Origin of the sequence: Flavonifractor sp. An91 (genome assembly GCF_002159225.1) — a bacterium.
GTDB classification, from domain to species: Bacteria; Bacillota; Clostridia; order Oscillospirales; family Oscillospiraceae; genus Flavonifractor; species Flavonifractor avicola.
Map to the genome: position 1 here is coordinate 40,102 of NZ_NFHA01000024.1, position 14,466 is coordinate 54,567.

Annotated in this window: 13 protein-coding genes; 9 read left to right on the forward strand and 4 right to left on the reverse strand. The window is 60.1% G+C overall.

The genetic code is table 11. The features are described from left to right. The first annotated feature begins 32 nt into the window (after window positions 1–32). The 3 genes from B5G42_RS12940 to spoIIR are packed head-to-tail and all read left to right on the forward strand — an operon-like array spanning window position 33 to window position 2,887. Entirely contained in the window at window positions 33–1,307 is a 1,275-nt protein-coding gene (locus tag B5G42_RS12940; protein WP_087271172.1) for a DUF1015 domain-containing protein, read from the forward strand. An 11-nt stretch (window positions 1,308–1,318) separates the two neighbouring features. Further along, entirely contained in the window at window positions 1,319–2,200 is an 882-nt protein-coding gene (ispE, locus tag B5G42_RS12945) for a 4-(cytidine 5'-diphospho)-2-C-methyl-D-erythritol kinase (protein WP_087271175.1), read from the forward strand. A 54-nt stretch (window positions 2,201–2,254) separates the two neighbouring features. Then, window positions 2,255–2,887 (forward strand): stage II sporulation protein R, encoded by a 633-nt coding sequence (gene spoIIR / locus B5G42_RS12950; protein ID WP_087271178.1) that lies wholly within the window; start codon window positions 2,255–2,257, stop codon window positions 2,885–2,887. 45 nt (window positions 2,888–2,932) lie between these two features. Here spoIIR and B5G42_RS12955 read toward each other — a convergent pair whose 3' ends face one another. Both B5G42_RS12955 and B5G42_RS12960 read right to left on the reverse strand, forming a co-directional pair. Next, window positions 2,933–4,249: a sodium-dependent transporter gene (locus tag B5G42_RS12955; protein WP_087271180.1), complete on the reverse strand. Its 1,317-nt coding sequence runs from the start codon at window positions 4,247–4,249 to the stop codon at window positions 2,933–2,935. Beyond that, entirely contained in the window at window positions 4,250–4,810 is a 561-nt protein-coding gene (locus B5G42_RS12960) for a GNAT family N-acetyltransferase (RefSeq protein WP_087271183.1), read from the reverse strand. A 225-nt stretch (window positions 4,811–5,035) separates the two neighbouring features. On the opposite strand from B5G42_RS12960, the gene B5G42_RS12965 reads away from it, so the two are divergent. After that, complete coding sequence (locus B5G42_RS12965; protein ID WP_087271187.1) at window positions 5,036–7,468, forward strand: ATP-dependent helicase; 2,433 nt, start codon at window positions 5,036–5,038, stop codon at window positions 7,466–7,468. Between the two features lie 36 nt (window positions 7,469–7,504). On the opposite strand, the gene B5G42_RS12970 is transcribed toward B5G42_RS12965, so the two are convergent. Next, a complete protein-coding gene (locus tag B5G42_RS12970; protein WP_087271189.1) occupies window positions 7,505–8,137 on the reverse strand; it encodes an HAD family hydrolase in 633 nt (210 codons plus the stop codon). Then, window positions 8,134–8,718 carry a DNA-3-methyladenine glycosylase gene (locus B5G42_RS12975; RefSeq protein WP_087188682.1) on the reverse strand — a complete coding sequence of 195 codons (585 nt, stop codon included), beginning with the start codon at window positions 8,716–8,718 and terminating at the stop codon, window positions 8,134–8,136. Before B5G42_RS12975 ends, B5G42_RS12970 begins: the two co-directional genes overlap by 4 nt. A gap of 63 nt (window positions 8,719–8,781) precedes the next feature. Here B5G42_RS12975 and B5G42_RS12980 point away from each other — a divergent pair, with 63 nt between their 5' ends. The 5 genes from B5G42_RS12980 to B5G42_RS13000 all read left to right on the forward strand — a co-directional run bounded on the left by B5G42_RS12980 (window position 8,782) and on the right by B5G42_RS13000 (window position 14,219). Next, window positions 8,782–9,681 (forward strand): DMT family transporter, encoded by a 900-nt coding sequence (locus B5G42_RS12980; RefSeq protein WP_087271192.1) that lies wholly within the window; start codon window positions 8,782–8,784, stop codon window positions 9,679–9,681. Between the two features lie 166 nt (window positions 9,682–9,847). Beyond that, entirely contained in the window at window positions 9,848–12,115 is a 2,268-nt protein-coding gene (locus B5G42_RS12985) for a DNA internalization-related competence protein ComEC/Rec2 (RefSeq protein ID WP_087271195.1), read from the forward strand. 12 nt (window positions 12,116–12,127) lie between these two features. Continuing rightward, on the forward strand, window positions 12,128–13,165 hold the full coding sequence (gene holA / locus B5G42_RS12990; RefSeq protein ID WP_087188679.1) for a DNA polymerase III subunit delta: 1,038 nt from the start codon (window positions 12,128–12,130) through the stop codon (window positions 13,163–13,165). Between the two features lie 5 nt (window positions 13,166–13,170). Beyond that, entirely contained in the window at window positions 13,171–13,596 is a 426-nt protein-coding gene (locus B5G42_RS12995; protein WP_087271200.1) for a toxin-antitoxin system antitoxin subunit, read from the forward strand. Window positions 13,597–13,598: 2 nt separating this feature from the next. Beyond that, window positions 13,599–14,219, forward strand: coding sequence for a toprim domain-containing protein (locus tag B5G42_RS13000; protein WP_087271197.1), 621 nt, complete (start codon window positions 13,599–13,601; stop codon window positions 14,217–14,219). Window positions 14,220–14,466 lie beyond the last annotated feature (247 nt).

Consider the following 14,466-nt stretch of genomic DNA (forward strand, 5'->3'; position numbering starts at 1 on the left):
CCAAACTTCATGTCTGGAAGTGAGTGAGCAATATGCTGCGGCAATTTGAGGGACTGGCCTTCCGGCCGGCCGATATCCTGCTGCCCCGAGACTGCGAATACTGCAAGTGGTCGGTGGTGGCCTGCGATCAGTATACCTCCCAGCCGGACTACTGGCAGCGGGTGGAGGAGTATGTGGGCTCCGCCCCCTCCGCCCTGCGGCTCATCCTGCCGGAGAGCTGCCTGGACGGTCCCAATGTAGAGACCGATATTATGGAAGTCAACAATACCATGACCCGCTACCTGCGGGAGGAGCGCTTTCAGGAGTTCCCCAACGCCCTCATCTATGTGGAGCGGCGGCTGGACAACCTGAAGGTGCGCCGGGGCCTGGTGGGCATGGTGGATCTGGAGCAGTACGACTATGAGCCCGGCTCCGGCGCCGCCGTGCGGGCCACCGAGGGTACCGTCATGGCCCGCATTCCGCCCCGGGTGGCGGTGCGGAAGAACGCCCCCCTGGAGCTGCCTCACGTTATGCTGCTGACCGACGATCCCCAGAAAACGGTCATTGAGCCTCTGGCCCAGCGGAAAGACAGAATGCAGAAGGTGTATGACTTTGACCTGATGGAGCGTGGGGGACACATCACCGGCTGGCTGCTGGATGAAGAGAGTATGGCCCTGGTGGCCGACGCACTATCCACCCTGGCTGACCCAGCCGCCTTCCGGGCCAAATACGGCACGGAGGAGGTCATGGCCTTTGCCGTGGGTGACGGCAACCACTCCCTGGCCACAGCCAAGGAGTGCTATGAGCGTCAGAAGCGACTGACTCCCAAAGAGCAGTGGAGCCGTCTGCCTGCCCGCTTCGCCCTGTGCGAACTGGTGAACCTCCACGACCCGGCCCTGGAATTTGAGGCCATCCACCGGGTGCTCTTCGGCGTAAAGCCGGAGCAGGTGGTGGATGCACTGGTAAAGAACTTCCCCGGCGCTTTCCGGGGTGAGGGGGAGGGCCACGTCCTCCGCTATGTCCACGCAGGCGGGCAGGGCGCGGTCACCGTGCCCAACCCCACTGCGCAGATGGAGGTGGGCACCCTTCAGCCCTTCCTGGATACCTATGTGAAGGAACAGGGCGGGCGTATCGACTACATCCACGGGGCTGATGTGGCCCGTACCCTGGCGGCCCGGCCGGGCAACCTGGCCTTCCTGCTGCCTGCCATGGGGAAGGACCAGCTGTTCCCCACTGTGATCCACGACGGGGCCCTGCCCCGCAAGACCTTCTCTATGGGCGAGGCCCATGACAAGCGCTTTTATCTGGAGGCGCGCAAGATCCGATAAGGAGGAGTCTCATGGCAGTCCTGGAGGTCAAGGCCTACGCCAAACTGAATCTGTCCCTGGATGTGCTGGGAAAGCGGCCTGACGGCTACCACGATATGCGGATGGTGATGCAGATGGTGGGCCTTACCGATACCCTCCGGCTGGAGACCGGCACCGGGCAGCCCCTGCGCATGGAGAGTAACCTGGGCTTTTTGCCGGCGGACGAGAGTAATCTGGCCGCCGCTGCCGCCCTACGGCTGTGCGAAGCGGCAGGGGTGGACCACGGCGGACTATCCATCAAGTTGGACAAGACCATCCCGGTGTGTGCCGGAATGGCGGGGGGCAGTGCTGACGCCGCTGCTGTGCTCCGGGGGCTGAACAAGCTGTTGGGCCTGGGCCTGTCCTGGGAGCGGCTGGAGGAGATCGGCGCCCTGGTGGGCTCTGATGTGCCCTACTGCGTCCGGGGAACCACCGCCCTGGCCGAGGGCAGGGGAGAGGTCCTCACCGATCTGCCACCGCTGCCGTCCTGTCTGGTGGTGCTGTGCAAGCCCGCTTTCTCAGTGTCCACGCCGGAGCTGTTCCGTACGCTGGACGGCTGCCGGATTCGCCGGCGGCCTGATACCGCCGGATTGATCGCGGCGCTGAAGAGCGGCGACCTGCCCGGGGTGTCCCGGCGGATGTATAACGTCTTTGAGGACGCTCTGCCCAGCCGCCGTGCCCAGGAAATTGACGCCATTAAAAATGTGATGATCCAGCATGGAGCCCTTGGCTCCTCCATGAGCGGCACCGGTCCCACTGTATTTGGACTTTTTGACAACGAGGAACGGGCACAAAGTGCTTTTGATGCACTGCAGGAGCAGTACCAAGAGACATTTCTGGCTCAGACCGTGGAAAATCTGCTGGAACAGGTATAAAATCGAAAATCACCGTCCACAATGGAGACAAACCAACGTGGACGGTGATTTTTTATGAAACAGAGCAAGACCCTGCGGCGATGGGAACTGGCTCTTTTGCTGGGTGTGGCCATTGCGGCTCTGGCAGGGGTCTGGCTGGACCGGAGTCAGGCGGCCCTGTCCGATCAGGTGATCCGGCTCCATGTGCTGGCTAACTCCGACTCGGAGGCTGACCAGGCCCTGAAGCTGAAGGTGAGGGACCGGGTGCTGGGCGCGGCGTCGGATTATTTTGTGCCTGGGGCCACCTTGGAAGAGACCAGAGAGGTTCTGACAGAGCATTTGGCCGACATAGCAGCTGCCGGAGCAGATCAGGTGGCGGAGGAGGGGTATCAGTATCCGGTGACGGTCTCCCTGGAGGACAACTACTGGTTTCCCACCAAACAGTACACAGACTTTGCCCTGCCCGCCGGAGAGTATACCGCCCTGCGGGTGGTGATCGGCGAAGGCGCCGGTCAGAACTGGTGGTGCGTGGTCTTTCCCCCCTTGTGCCTGGGTTCGGTCAGTGAGACGGCGGCCCAGACCGCCCTCAGCGACGGCTTTACCCAGGACCAGGTGTCCCTCATCACCGGAGAGGACGAGGGGTATGTGGTGAAGTTCAAGGCCATTGAGCTGTGGGAGGGCTTCCAGCACTGGATCACAGGCGGATAAAAAGACAGGCTCGGCTGTAAGCCGAGCCTGTCTTTTTATATGAGATCAGCCAATGCCGCCGTAGTAGATGCCCAGCACCCACACAGCTGCCGCCACCAGCACATAGAAGCGGGCGGTAACGGTGAAGAACGTGCCGGGGCGGCCCTTTCCGCCCAGAGCCAGCTCGTCCTTAATGGTGTCTACCCGCAGTACGAAGTAGATGAACACCGCCACCAGCAGGGCGCCGAAGGGGGAGACGTAGATGGTGATCAGGTCCATCCAGCCGCCCATGCCGGCCAGGGACTCCAGGAACAGGCCGGGCACGAAGGTAACCACGCCAACAATGAGCGCGGCGGCCCGGCGGGAGAGCTTGACGGTGGAGCTGAGAGCCTCGCCGCAGGCCTCCAGCATATTCATCAGAGAGGTGATACCTGCGAAGAACACCGACACGAAGAAGAGCAGGGCGAAGATCTGGCCGCCGGGCATTTGCCCAAAGACCTGAGGCAGGGTGACAAACATAAGGGAGGGGCCGCTGGTGGGATCAATGCCGAAGGCAAAGACGGCGGGGATGATGGCAAAGCCTGCCAGCAGGGCGGCCAGGGTATCCAGCAGGGCGGTCATGCCCGCGTGGCGCAGAATGCTCTCATCCTTCTTCATGTAGCTGCCGTAGATCAGCATACCGGCACCGTTGATGGACAGGGAGAAGAAGGCCTGTCCCATAGCCATGACCCAGGTCTCCGGCTTAAGCAGGTAGCTCCAGTCGGGCCGGAGCAGGTAGAGGTAGCCCTCCGCCGCACCGGGGAGAAAGGCCACCCGGACGGCAATGATGAGAAACAGGATGAAGAAAGCGGGCATCATGAACTTGCTCAGCTTCTCAATGCCGGCGGCCACGCCGAAAATCAGAATGACCACCGTAAAGACCACCGCGATCAGGTGCCAGGGCACGGAACCGAAGTTGACCGCCAGGGCGTCAAAGAAGCGCTGGGAATCCCCGGCCAGGATGGAGCCGGTAACGGACCCGGCGGTGTACCGCAGGACCCAGCCCACCACCACCGAGTAGCCGATGGCGATGCCCAGCACCCCCAGAAGGGGAATGATGCCCAGGATCTTGCCGCCCTTCTTGCCCCGGGATTTCATGACGTAATCCAGAGAGCCCATGGCGCCGGTGCCGGTGAGCCGGCCCAAAGCAAACTCGCCGGACAGGCCTACATAGCTGAACAGGGCCACAAAGATGAAATAGGGGATCAGAAAGGCGCCGCCGCCATACTGTCCCATGCGATAGGGGAAAAGCCAGATGTTGCCCATGCCAACGGCGGAGCCTACCGCTGCCAGGACAAATCCCAGTGAGCTGGTAAACTTACCGCCGGATTTGTTGTGTTCCATTCAGAGATCCTCCTCTTCGTTTCTGCGTACCATGTGGATATGGTCCTCCCATACCCCGTTGATCTTGAGATAGCGTTTGGCCAGTCCCTCCTCCTCAAAACCGGCTCTGGCCGCCGCTCGGCGGGAGGGAAGATTGCGGGGCATGATGTTGGCCTCCACCCGGTGGAGCCCCAGATTGCGGAAGCCCCACTCCGTCAGAGCGGCGATGGCTTCCGAGCCGTAGCCCTGTCCCCAGAGGGTGTGGTCCAGCTTGTAGGAGATGAAGCAGGACTGGAAGGCCCCGCGCACGATCTCGTTGAGACCAGCCAGCCCGATGATTTTACCGGGATGCCGGGGCTGGACCAACAGGAAGCGGAAACAGCGGCCCGCCTCCGCCTGCTCCAGGTCGAAGGCAAGACGCTCTGCCTGGCCCTCTGCTGTAAAGAATTCCTCGGGCTGGACCGGATCAAAGGGGGCAAAAGCTGCCCGATTGCGTCGGTAGAATGCTGCCGCCGGACCTGCCAGCGCCGGATCACAGGCCAGAAACCCCAGCCGGAGGGAACGAAAAACAAAACGGCGCATCCCAACCCTCTCCCTTCCGATGCATTGCACGCGAGGCACATTATATCACATCCTTAAGACTTTTGCACTATAAAGTTATAGCACTTTAAAGAGTCCATCACGGTAAAAAGAATCCCCTGGGGGTGGTTGACCTGGCCGCCGCTTTTCGATACAATAGAGATACCAAAAAAGGGAGCCGTCCACCTGTGGGCGGCTCTCCCATTGCCAAGGAGACAGGAAAACGATATGTTGAATACCCAAGAGGAACTGCGCTTTTGCAAGGCCCGGCGGGCGGCCATCGAACTGGAGTTTGGAAATCTGAATCCGGAACAGCGGAAAGCGGCTCTGGCCACTGAAGGGCCTCTGCTGCTGCTGGCAGGAGCGGGCAGCGGAAAGACTACGGTGCTCATCCACCGCATCGCCAACCTGATGAAGTACGGTCGGGGCTCCGATTCCAACGAAGTGCCTGCCTGGGTGACGCCGGAGGATCTGGCCTTCCTGGAGGAGTATGTGGCCCGCCCCGATCCGGAGAAGAAAGGAGAGCAGGAGCGGCTGTGCCGCCTGGACCCGGCGGTGCCTTGGTCCATCCTGGCCATCACCTTCACCAACAAGGCTGCCGGAGAGTTGAAAGAGCGGCTGGAGCGGATGCTGGGCCCCGCCGCCAACGACGTGTGGGCCTCCACCTTCCACTCCGCCTGCGTGCGTATCCTGCGGCGGGACATCGACCGACTGGGCTTTACCAGCTCCTTCACCATTTACGACACCGCCGACTCCGAGCGGGTCATCAAGGATATTGTGAAGGACTTCAACCTGGACGACAAGACTTTCTCTGCCCGCACGGTGCTGGGCTACCTGTCCCGTGCCAAGGACGCCATGCTGTCCGGGGCGGACTATCTGGCCCAGTGCGAGAAGGCGGGAGACTTCCGCCTGGTGAAGATGGCCAAGATCTATGTGGAGTATGAGCGGAGGCTGAAGGAAGCCAATGCCCTGGACTTCGACGACATTATCCTGGATACGGTGCGCCTGCTCCAGCGGTTTGAGGAGGTACGGACCTACTACCAGAAGAAATTCCGCTACGTCCTCATTGACGAGTATCAGGATACCAACAATCTGCAGTATCTGTTGGCCTCCACTCTGGCGGGAGGTTATGAGAACATCTGCGTGGTGGGTGACGACGACCAGTCCATCTATCGCTTCCGGGGCGCCACCATTGAGAACATCCTCTCCTTTGAAAGCCAGTATAAGGGTGCCCGGGTGATCCGGCTGGAGCAGAACTACCGCTCCACCAAGAACATTCTGGAGGCTTCCAACGCAGTTATCAAGAACAACGAGGGCCGCAAGGGCAAGGAACTGTGGACTCAGCACGAAGAGGGCGAGAAGATCCAGTGCTATACCGCCATGAATGAGCACGACGAGGCCCAGTATGTGGCGGCTCAGATCCTGGCAGGCTTTTCCGCCGGGCGCAGCTGGAAAGATCACGCGGTGCTCTACCGTATGAATGCCCAGTCCAACCAGATCGAGCAGGCCTTCAAGCGCAACGGTATTCCCTACCGCATCATCGGCGGCATCCGGTTCTTTGACCGTGCCGAGGTTAAGGATATGCTGGCCTACCTGAGCGCCGTGAACAACCCCGGCGACGATCTGCGGCTCTCCCGCATTATCAACAATCCGCCCCGCGGTATCGGCGCCACCACCGTGGACCGGGCGCAGAACATTGCCCAGGCTGAGGGCAGGTCCCTGTGGGAGGTCATCAGCCACGCCAAGGATTGGCCGGAGCTGCAGAAGGCGGCTCCCAAGCTGGGCCAGTTTGTGGAACTGATGGACGATCTGCGGAAACTGTCCCGGGAGCTGCCGCTGCCTGCCTTCTACGAAGAGGTAGTGGCACGCACCGGTTATGCCGTCATGCTGGAGCAGAAAAAGACCATTGAGGATCGCACCCGACTGGAGAACGTGCGGGAGCTGGCCACCTCCATCCAGAATTACCTGGACAATGCGGTGGAGGAGCCCTCTCTGGCAGGCTTCCTGGATGAGATCGCCCTCTATACCGACATTGACAGCCACGACTCCGGCGAGGACTGCGTGGTCATGATGACCATGCACTCCGCCAAGGGCCTGGAGTTCCCGGTGGTCTTTGTGGTAGGCGTGGAAGAGGGTATTTTCCCCGGCATCCGTGCCATCGGTGAGCCAGAGGAGATGGAGGAAGAGCGGCGGCTATGCTATGTGGCTATGACCCGGGCCAAGGAGAAGTTGTATATGACCTGTGCCTCCCAGCGTATGCTCTTCGGCCGCACCAATTCCAACCGTCCCTCCCGCTTTTTGGGGGAGATTCCACCGGAACTGGTGGAGAAGTCCGGCCGCCTGCCCTACGGCGAACGGGGTGAGGGGGAGCGGCCTGCCCGCAAGACCGCGCCAGTGCGCCGCACTTTCGACCACGGCTTCTCCCTGGGCCATACGGCTCCGACAGCTCAGCCCGCTGCGGCGCCTGCGGCAAACCAGGCTGCCCCGTCCGGCGGAGCCTTCCGCATGGGCGATACGGTGCGGCACAAGGCTTTCGGTCAGGGCCTGATCACCAAGGTGACTCCCATGGGCGGCGACGCCCTGGTGGAGATCGCCTTCGACAGCGTGGGTACCAAAAAGCTGATGCTGAAATCTGCCTCCCAGTATATGACCAAGGTATAAGAAAACCGGGCCGCCGGAAGGCGGCCCGGAGAAATGCTACGGCTGAAGCAATTCCGTAAAGCTATAAATGTATTGATGGCACAGCTCCTTCAATTCGCCCTCGTACCGGGCGTAAAAAGGGTCGTACACCCCTACTACGGTCAGCCCCGCGTCCTTGGCGGCAGCGCAGGCGCCGGGAGAGTCCTCGTAGAGGGTACTATCTTCCGGCGTGGCTCCCAGCTCTTTCAGTACATGGACGAAGGTGGCCGGGTCCTTCTTCAGCATACCCAGCTCCTGGACGAAGATAAGGTGGGAGAAGTAGTCCTCCATATTGAGCCGCTTTAGGGCGGCCCGACAGAATTCGGGCACGCAGGCGGTGAGCAATACCATGGTCTGCCCCTGCCGCCGGCACTGGTCCAGAAAGGCCAGAGCTCCCGGTTTGGCGGGGACCTGAGATAGGTAGGCCTCCCGGCCCAGCTGGGTCCACTCGTCCATGATGGCCTGAGGCGTGGTGTCCAGGTGGTAGTAATCGATGGTGAACTGGGCAGCCAGAGGGAAGATGGAGTGGCCCACCGTCTCGCTGTACTCCTGGGTGGGGGTCAGCCCCCGGCGGGTCAGGAAGGTGTTGTCCACCTCCTCCCACACGCCGTTGGAGTCCACCAGGGTGCCGTCAAAGTCAAACAGGATCATACATAAAACCTCCAGGGGAATTGAACGGCCTCCTCAGCGTAATCGATGCCGATGCGGGGGCCGGTATGGATGACAGCGGGTGTTTCGCCTGCGTCACAGAGAAACAACTCCTGGCCGCACAGGTCCAGACCGTTTTGGGCACGGGTAAGAGCCAGGGCCTTGCACACCTTGCCCGGTCCATCCAGAAAGTGCTTCTTTTGATAGGAAGTCAGCTCTCCGGGCATTTTGCCGAAGCGGTTGAGGCTCATACGAGCCAACCCATCCACCGGTTCCAGACCCCGCAGCAGGACGGCAGCAGGCTCCCCTTCCGCCTCGGTCACAAAGTTGAGACAGTGGTACATCCCGTAGATCAGGTAGATGTATGCGGTGCCAGGCGGGGCAAAGAGAGTCTCGGTCCGGGCGGTTCGGCGGTAGCCATAGGCGTGGCAGGCCTTGTCGCACCGGCCAATATAGGCCTCGGTTTCTGTAATGCGACCCACCAGCGTTTCCCCGTTCCATATCCGGACCAGGTGTTTTCCAAGCAGATCTCGGGCCACATCCAAGGTGTCCCGGGCAAAAAAGGTCCGATCCAGCGGTTTCATTTGGATGCCCCCCTTTGTTGGGATTACATTTTATTTTACCATAGGTAAAGGAGAGGTACAACCATGAGCCAAACCAATGAAAGCAGTGTCCTGGCCAAGTTCGCCACCCCGCTGATTATCCTCGCTACGATTATTTGGGGTAGTTCCTTTGTAGTGATGAAGAGCAGCGTGGATGTGCTGCCCACCTTCTGGCTGCTGGCCATTCGATTCAGTTTTGCCGCTCTTGTGCTGGCGGTGGTCTTTATCAAACGATGGAAGGTGATGGACCGCCATTACCTGGTCGGCGGCACGGTGATGGGCTTCTGTTTGTTTGTGGCCTACGCCTTCCAGACCTACGGCCTGGAACAGACCACCCCCGGCAAAAACGCCTTCCTTACTGCGGTCTACTGCGTCATTGTCCCCTTCCTGTACTGGATCGTGGCCAAGCGCCGGCCGGACAAGTTCAATGTGATTGCCGCCTTGCTGTGCATCATTGGCATTGGTCTGGTGTCGGTTACCGGCGATAACGCCTCCGCTTTCAATATGGGTGATGTACTTACCCTTATCGGCGGCTTCTTCTTTGCCGCCCATATCGTGGCGGTGTCCAAGTTCTCCGAGGGCCGGGATATCTTCATCCTGACCACCCTCCAGTTTGCCAGCTTTGCCGTGTTTTCCTGGATCGGCGTGCTGGTTACCAGAACTTCGGTGAGCCCCGAGGTGTTCAACGGCGATCTGATCTTTGGCCTTGCCTACCTGGTGATTTTCGCTTCCTGCGGCGCACTGCTTTTCCAGAACATCGGCCAGAAATACACCGCCCCCTCCACCGCGGCGGTCCTCCTGTCCTTGGAAGCTCCCTTCGGCGTAATTTTCTCCATGATCTTTGCCAACGAGCAGCCTACCGCCCTGATGCTGGTGGGCTTTGCCCTGATCTTTGTGGGCGTGATCTGCTCCGAGACCAAGTTCTCTTTCCTGCGGAAGAAATAAGAACCAGATAGAAAGACAGCCCCTGCCCTAGAAGGGCGGGGGCTGTTCTGCATTTTTTGTGACTGTGCATGGAGTCATGTCTTGCGCTGTATGGTTCAGTTTGGTATCATGGATACGGTGATGACCATGTATGTTCAGTCTATTCGCTGCATGGCTGGGATGCCCTATGCGTAAGCTGGCCTGGTTTGCCGCCGCCTTTTCCGGCGCGGTGTTTCTGGCGGTTTATCTGCTGCCGGAAGCCATACTGGTGCCGGCGGGGGCGTGCTGTGGTTTGGCAGCTCTGGCCGGACTGTTCCTTCGGGGCAAAGCCCGTCTGCGGACGCTGCTGATCTGCTTCGGTTTGGCGGCGGGCCTGTGTTGGACGGGAGTATACTGCGCTCTGGTACGGGTACCTGCGCTGCGGCTGAACGGCACAGAGACGACGGTTACGGCTCTGGTTACCGATTGGCCTCAGGAGAACAGCTACAGCACTTCTGTTATGTCGGAGGTCTATGGGGACGATGGAAGTCCGGTCAAGACCTTGCTCTATTTGAATGGGGAAGAGGCCATGGGTTTGCGGCCCGGTGACCGGCTGACAGTGACCGCCTCCTTCCGTATGGCAGACACTATGGCGGGGGAGAGCACCAGCTACTATTATGCCAAAGGGGTACTCCTCATTGGCAGTGGCGGGAAGGACTGGACGGCGGAACGGCCGGAGCAGGTTCCGGTGGGCTGTTGGCCCGCCCTGTTCAGCGGGGCGCTGAAGGACAGCGTGGACCGGGCTTTTCCGGACAGTACCGCGCCTTTGGTCACCGCGTTGCTGACGGGAGACAAAACGGAACTGCCTGAGGCGGTGTACAGCGCCCTGCGCCGGTCCGGACTGGCCCATGTGATCGCTGTCTCCGGCCTCCATGTCTCCTTCCTGGCCGGACTGATTACCACATTGTTGGGCCGCCGCAGGCGGCTGTCGGCAGTGGTGGGTATCTGCCTGCTCTTCTTTTTCAGCGCCGTGGCAGGCAACACCCCCTCAGTCCAGCGGGCGGCGTTGATGCAGGCTTTGCTCCTGATTGCCCCGCTGGTGGACCGGGAGAATGATCCGCCTACCAGCCTCAGTACCGTGCTGATGATACTGCTGGCGGTCAATCCCTATGCCGCCGCCAGCGTGTCCCTCCAGCTGTCCTTTGCCGCCGTGGCCGGTATCTTTCTGTTTACCGGGCCTTTGTGTGAGAAGTGGGAGAGCAGACTGCCCCGCAAGCCCCAGAACTTTTGGCTCAAACTGGGCTGCCGGGTGGCCCGGGTGATTATCGCCACTGTTGCCACCACGTTGGGAGCCATTGTGTTCACCACGCCTCTGATGGCCTTCTATTTTGGCAGCGTAACGCTTATTTCACCTCTTACCAATCTGCTCTCCCTGTGGGCGGTGTCCGATGCCTTCCTGGGTGGGCTGGTGACGGCGCTGGTGGGGCTTGTGCTGCCTGCCGTGGCCACGGTGATGGCCTGGGTGGTCTCTCTGCCGGTGTGGTATCTCCAGTGGCTTACCGCAGCCCTGGCAGGACTGCCCTTTGCCTCGGTGGCCGTCCATTCCATCTATCTGATTCTGTGGATGGCTCTGACTTATGGACTTATTTTTCTGTGGGTGCTTTGGCGAGGTCCAAGAGGGCGGGGGGTGGTGCCATTGTGTCTCAGTACGTCCACCCTGTGTGGCGCCCTGATCCTCCAGGCCGCCGCCCTCACCGGCGGGAGGCTTACTGTGTCGGTGCTGGATGTGGGTCAGGGGCTCAGCGTGGCCCTCTATTCCCGGGGGCAGACCGCGCTGGTTGACTGCGGCGGCTACGATGCGGGAAATACCGCTGCGGATTACTTTCAGTCTCTGGGCCTGAGCCACATCGACCTGGTGATCCTCACCCACTATCACGACGACCACGCATCCGGAATTCCTCAACTGCTGGAGCGGATGGATGTGGGACTGCTGATTCTGCCTGACGTGGAGCCGGACAGTGCCCTGCGGGCAGAGGTGGAGGCTGCCGCCCGAGCCCGTGGAGTGGAGACTCTGTTGGTCACCGACGGGGCCACCGCGGAGCTGGGCGAGTCCAGCCTGAAAATCTATCCGCCCATGGGCAGCGGCGACAGCAACGAGGAGGGGCTGTCGGTGCTGGGCAGCGCGGGGGACTTTGATTTCCTGGTCACCGGGGATATGGATACCACGGTGGAGGGGCGGCTGGTGAAATACGGAGATCTGCCGGATACGGAATTGCTGGTGGCAGGCCATCACGGCTCCAAATACGCCTCGTCGGACGAATTGCTCCAGGCCATACAGCCGGAATGGGCTGTTATATCAGTTGGATACAATACTTACGGTCACCCGGCGGCGGAGACTCTGGCCCGGCTGTCCCAGCACGGATGCCAGATTTACCGCACTGACTGGTCGGGGACCGTTACCATTACTGCGGAATAAGGAGAAGATACCATGCCGCCAAAGGGAAAACCAGATACTGCTGCCTATCAGAAGCTGAAACAGGATCTGAAAAGTGGCACACTGGGTAGCCTCTATGTGTTTCATGGCGAGGAGGCCTATCTGCGTGACTACTATCTGGGACAAATGAAGCAGAAATTGCTGCCTCCGGGAATGGAGGCCTTCAACTACCATGTGATCCAGGGTAAGGAGTTTGATTTGAAGGCTCTGGCCCAGACGGTGGACTGCCTGCCTATGATGAGTCCCCGTACCATGATCGTAGTCAATGATTACGATCTCTTTAAGGGGGACAAGGAGGGGCTCACTGCCATTTTGAAGGATCTGCCCGACTATGTGTGCCTGGTCTTTGTGTATGACCTGATCGAATATAAATCAGACGCCCGTACCAAGCTGGCCGGTGTTATCAAGGAGAAGGGCAGTGTAGTGCCCTTCAACCGGCAGGAGCAGGGGGACCTGGTGGACTGGATCGCCCGGCGTTTCCGGGCCATGGACCATGATATCGGTACTGAGGACGCCAAGTATCTTATCTTCCTGTGTGGAGATCTGATGCACACTCTAATTTCGGAGATCGGCAAGATCGGCGCTTATGCCTCTCACCGGCGGGTTACCCGACAGGATATCGACGCTGTGGCCACGCCCCAGCTTGACGCGGTGGTGTTCCAGATGACCGATGCCATCTCCGCCGGAGACTTTGACAAGGCGGCCTCAGTGCTGGGGGACCTCTATCATATGCAGGAGCCTCCCATTAAGCTGCTGGCGGCCCTGGGCAAGCAGCTGCGGCAGCTCTATACAGCCCGGCTGGCCCTGGAACACAGGAAGGGAAGCCGCTATTTGATGGAGCTGTGGGGACTGCGCTCGGCTTATCCGGCGGAACGGATGATGCAGTCAGCCCGGCGGTTTTCTCTGGGTTGGTGCCGCCGGGCGGTGATCCGCTGTGGTGAGGTTGATCTGGCCATGAAATCCACCGGCGCGGATGGAGAAGAACTGTTGACTGGCCTGCTGATGGAGCTGGCCGTAAAGAAAGGAGCCTGATGATCATGAAAAAGCGTGCGATCTTTGGCGTGGCGCTTGCCGCCGCCGGCGCGGCGGGGTGGTACCTGACCGCCAATCGCAGAAAGAATCAGATGGAGATCATCCGTGAGCAGGTCCGCAAGCTGCTGGCGGTGCGGAGGGACGAACTGCAGGTTCTGCGGAAGGCGGCCCAGGCGGGGGAACTGCCCTCGGAGGGATTGAGTACCCAACCGCTGGATGGCCTGGAGGTGGAGGCGGTTCGCCTGGAGGATGGTGCGCTGACTGTATGTCTCTGCAACGGTGCGGCACGGGCCTGGCTGTCTGATCAGCCGCTGGATCGTCTGAACGTCCATCAGCAGCCTTGGCGGGGCAGTGCCCGGCCCGGTGTTCTGTACACGGAAAACCTGGGTGACGGCTGGCACGTTGGATATGCCTGCCTGCACTGGAGCTGAGTATGCTGCGGATCAAAGAGGCTATTGTGGTAGAGGGGCGTTATGATAAGAATACCCTCTCTCAGATGGTGGATACCATTATTGTGGAGACCTCCGGCTTCGGTGTATTTAAAAACAGTGAGAAACTGGCCCTGTTCCGCCGTTTGGCGGCGGAGCGGGGCCTTATCATCCTCACCGATCCGGATGGGGCTGGTTTTGTCATCCGAAATTTTCTCAAGGGCAGCATTCCGCCGGAACAGGTGAAACACGCCTATGTACCTGATATCTTGGGTAAGGAACGACGGAAGCGTACGCCGGGAAAGGAAGGCAAGCTGGGCGTGGAAGGGATGCGTCCCCAGGTACTGGAACAGGCTCTCCGCCGGGCGGGGGCTACCTTCTTGGAGGAAGATGCTCCGCCGGTGCGGTGTGGACGAGTCATCACCAAGGCGGACCTGATGCTGCTGGGGCTGTCTGGAGGGGCTGGATCAGCCGAGCGCAGACAGACCTTGATGAAGCAGCTGAAGCTGCCGGGACATCTGTCTCCCAATGCCATGCTGGAGGTGCTTAATGCGCTCTTCTCCTATGAGGACTTGGCGGCTGCTGTCCAAAAATCCGGGACGGGAAAAGAAAAAGAAGAAAAGTGAAAAAAAGTGTTGACAAACGGGGGCAGGGGTGGTATTCTAACTGAGCGCCTTGCGAGAGGGCATGAAAATCTGACCAAAACCGGAAGAAACCGAGGGGAACCTGGACAGCCTTGCGGAAAGAGATCAGAAAAAAGTGCTTGACAAACGCGAGTGTGCGTGGTAAACTAAATGAGTTCGCGCCGGAAGGTGTGAACGAGCTTGAAAAAGAACCGAAACAAGCGGTTCGGGGCTAAAAAGCCCTGAAAAA

Excerpts from the sequence above, each read along its gene's own strand:
- B5G42_RS13000 (WP_087271197.1), top strand. The coding sequence starts at position 13,599 with ATGCTGCGGATCAAAGAGGCTATTGTGGTAGAGGGGCGTTATGATAAG.
- ispE (WP_087271175.1), top strand. The coding sequence starts at position 1,319 with ATGGCAGTCCTGGAGGTCAAGGCCTACGCCAAACTGAATCTGTCCCTG.
- spoIIR (WP_087271178.1), top strand. The coding sequence starts at position 2,255 with ATGAAACAGAGCAAGACCCTGCGGCGATGGGAACTGGCTCTTTTGCTG.
- B5G42_RS12955 (WP_087271180.1), bottom strand. The coding sequence starts at position 4,249 with ATGGAACACAACAAATCCGGCGGTAAGTTTACCAGCTCACTGGGATTT.
- B5G42_RS12960 (WP_087271183.1), bottom strand. The coding sequence starts at position 4,810 with ATGCGCCGTTTTGTTTTTCGTTCCCTCCGGCTGGGGTTTCTGGCCTGT.
- B5G42_RS12970 (WP_087271189.1), bottom strand. The coding sequence starts at position 8,137 with ATGATCCTGTTTGACTTTGACGGCACCCTGGTGGACTCCAACGGCGTG.
- B5G42_RS12985 (WP_087271195.1), top strand. The coding sequence starts at position 9,848 with ATGCGTAAGCTGGCCTGGTTTGCCGCCGCCTTTTCCGGCGCGGTGTTT.
- holA (WP_087188679.1), top strand. The coding sequence starts at position 12,128 with ATGCCGCCAAAGGGAAAACCAGATACTGCTGCCTATCAGAAGCTGAAA.
- B5G42_RS12980 (WP_087271192.1), top strand. The coding sequence starts at position 8,782 with ATGAGCCAAACCAATGAAAGCAGTGTCCTGGCCAAGTTCGCCACCCCG.
- B5G42_RS12965 (WP_087271187.1), top strand. The coding sequence starts at position 5,036 with ATGTTGAATACCCAAGAGGAACTGCGCTTTTGCAAGGCCCGGCGGGCG.
- B5G42_RS12940 (WP_087271172.1), top strand. The coding sequence starts at position 33 with ATGCTGCGGCAATTTGAGGGACTGGCCTTCCGGCCGGCCGATATCCTG.
- B5G42_RS12975 (WP_087188682.1), bottom strand. The coding sequence starts at position 8,718 with ATGAAACCGCTGGATCGGACCTTTTTTGCCCGGGACACCTTGGATGTG.
- B5G42_RS12995 (WP_087271200.1), top strand. The coding sequence starts at position 13,171 with ATGAAAAAGCGTGCGATCTTTGGCGTGGCGCTTGCCGCCGCCGGCGCG.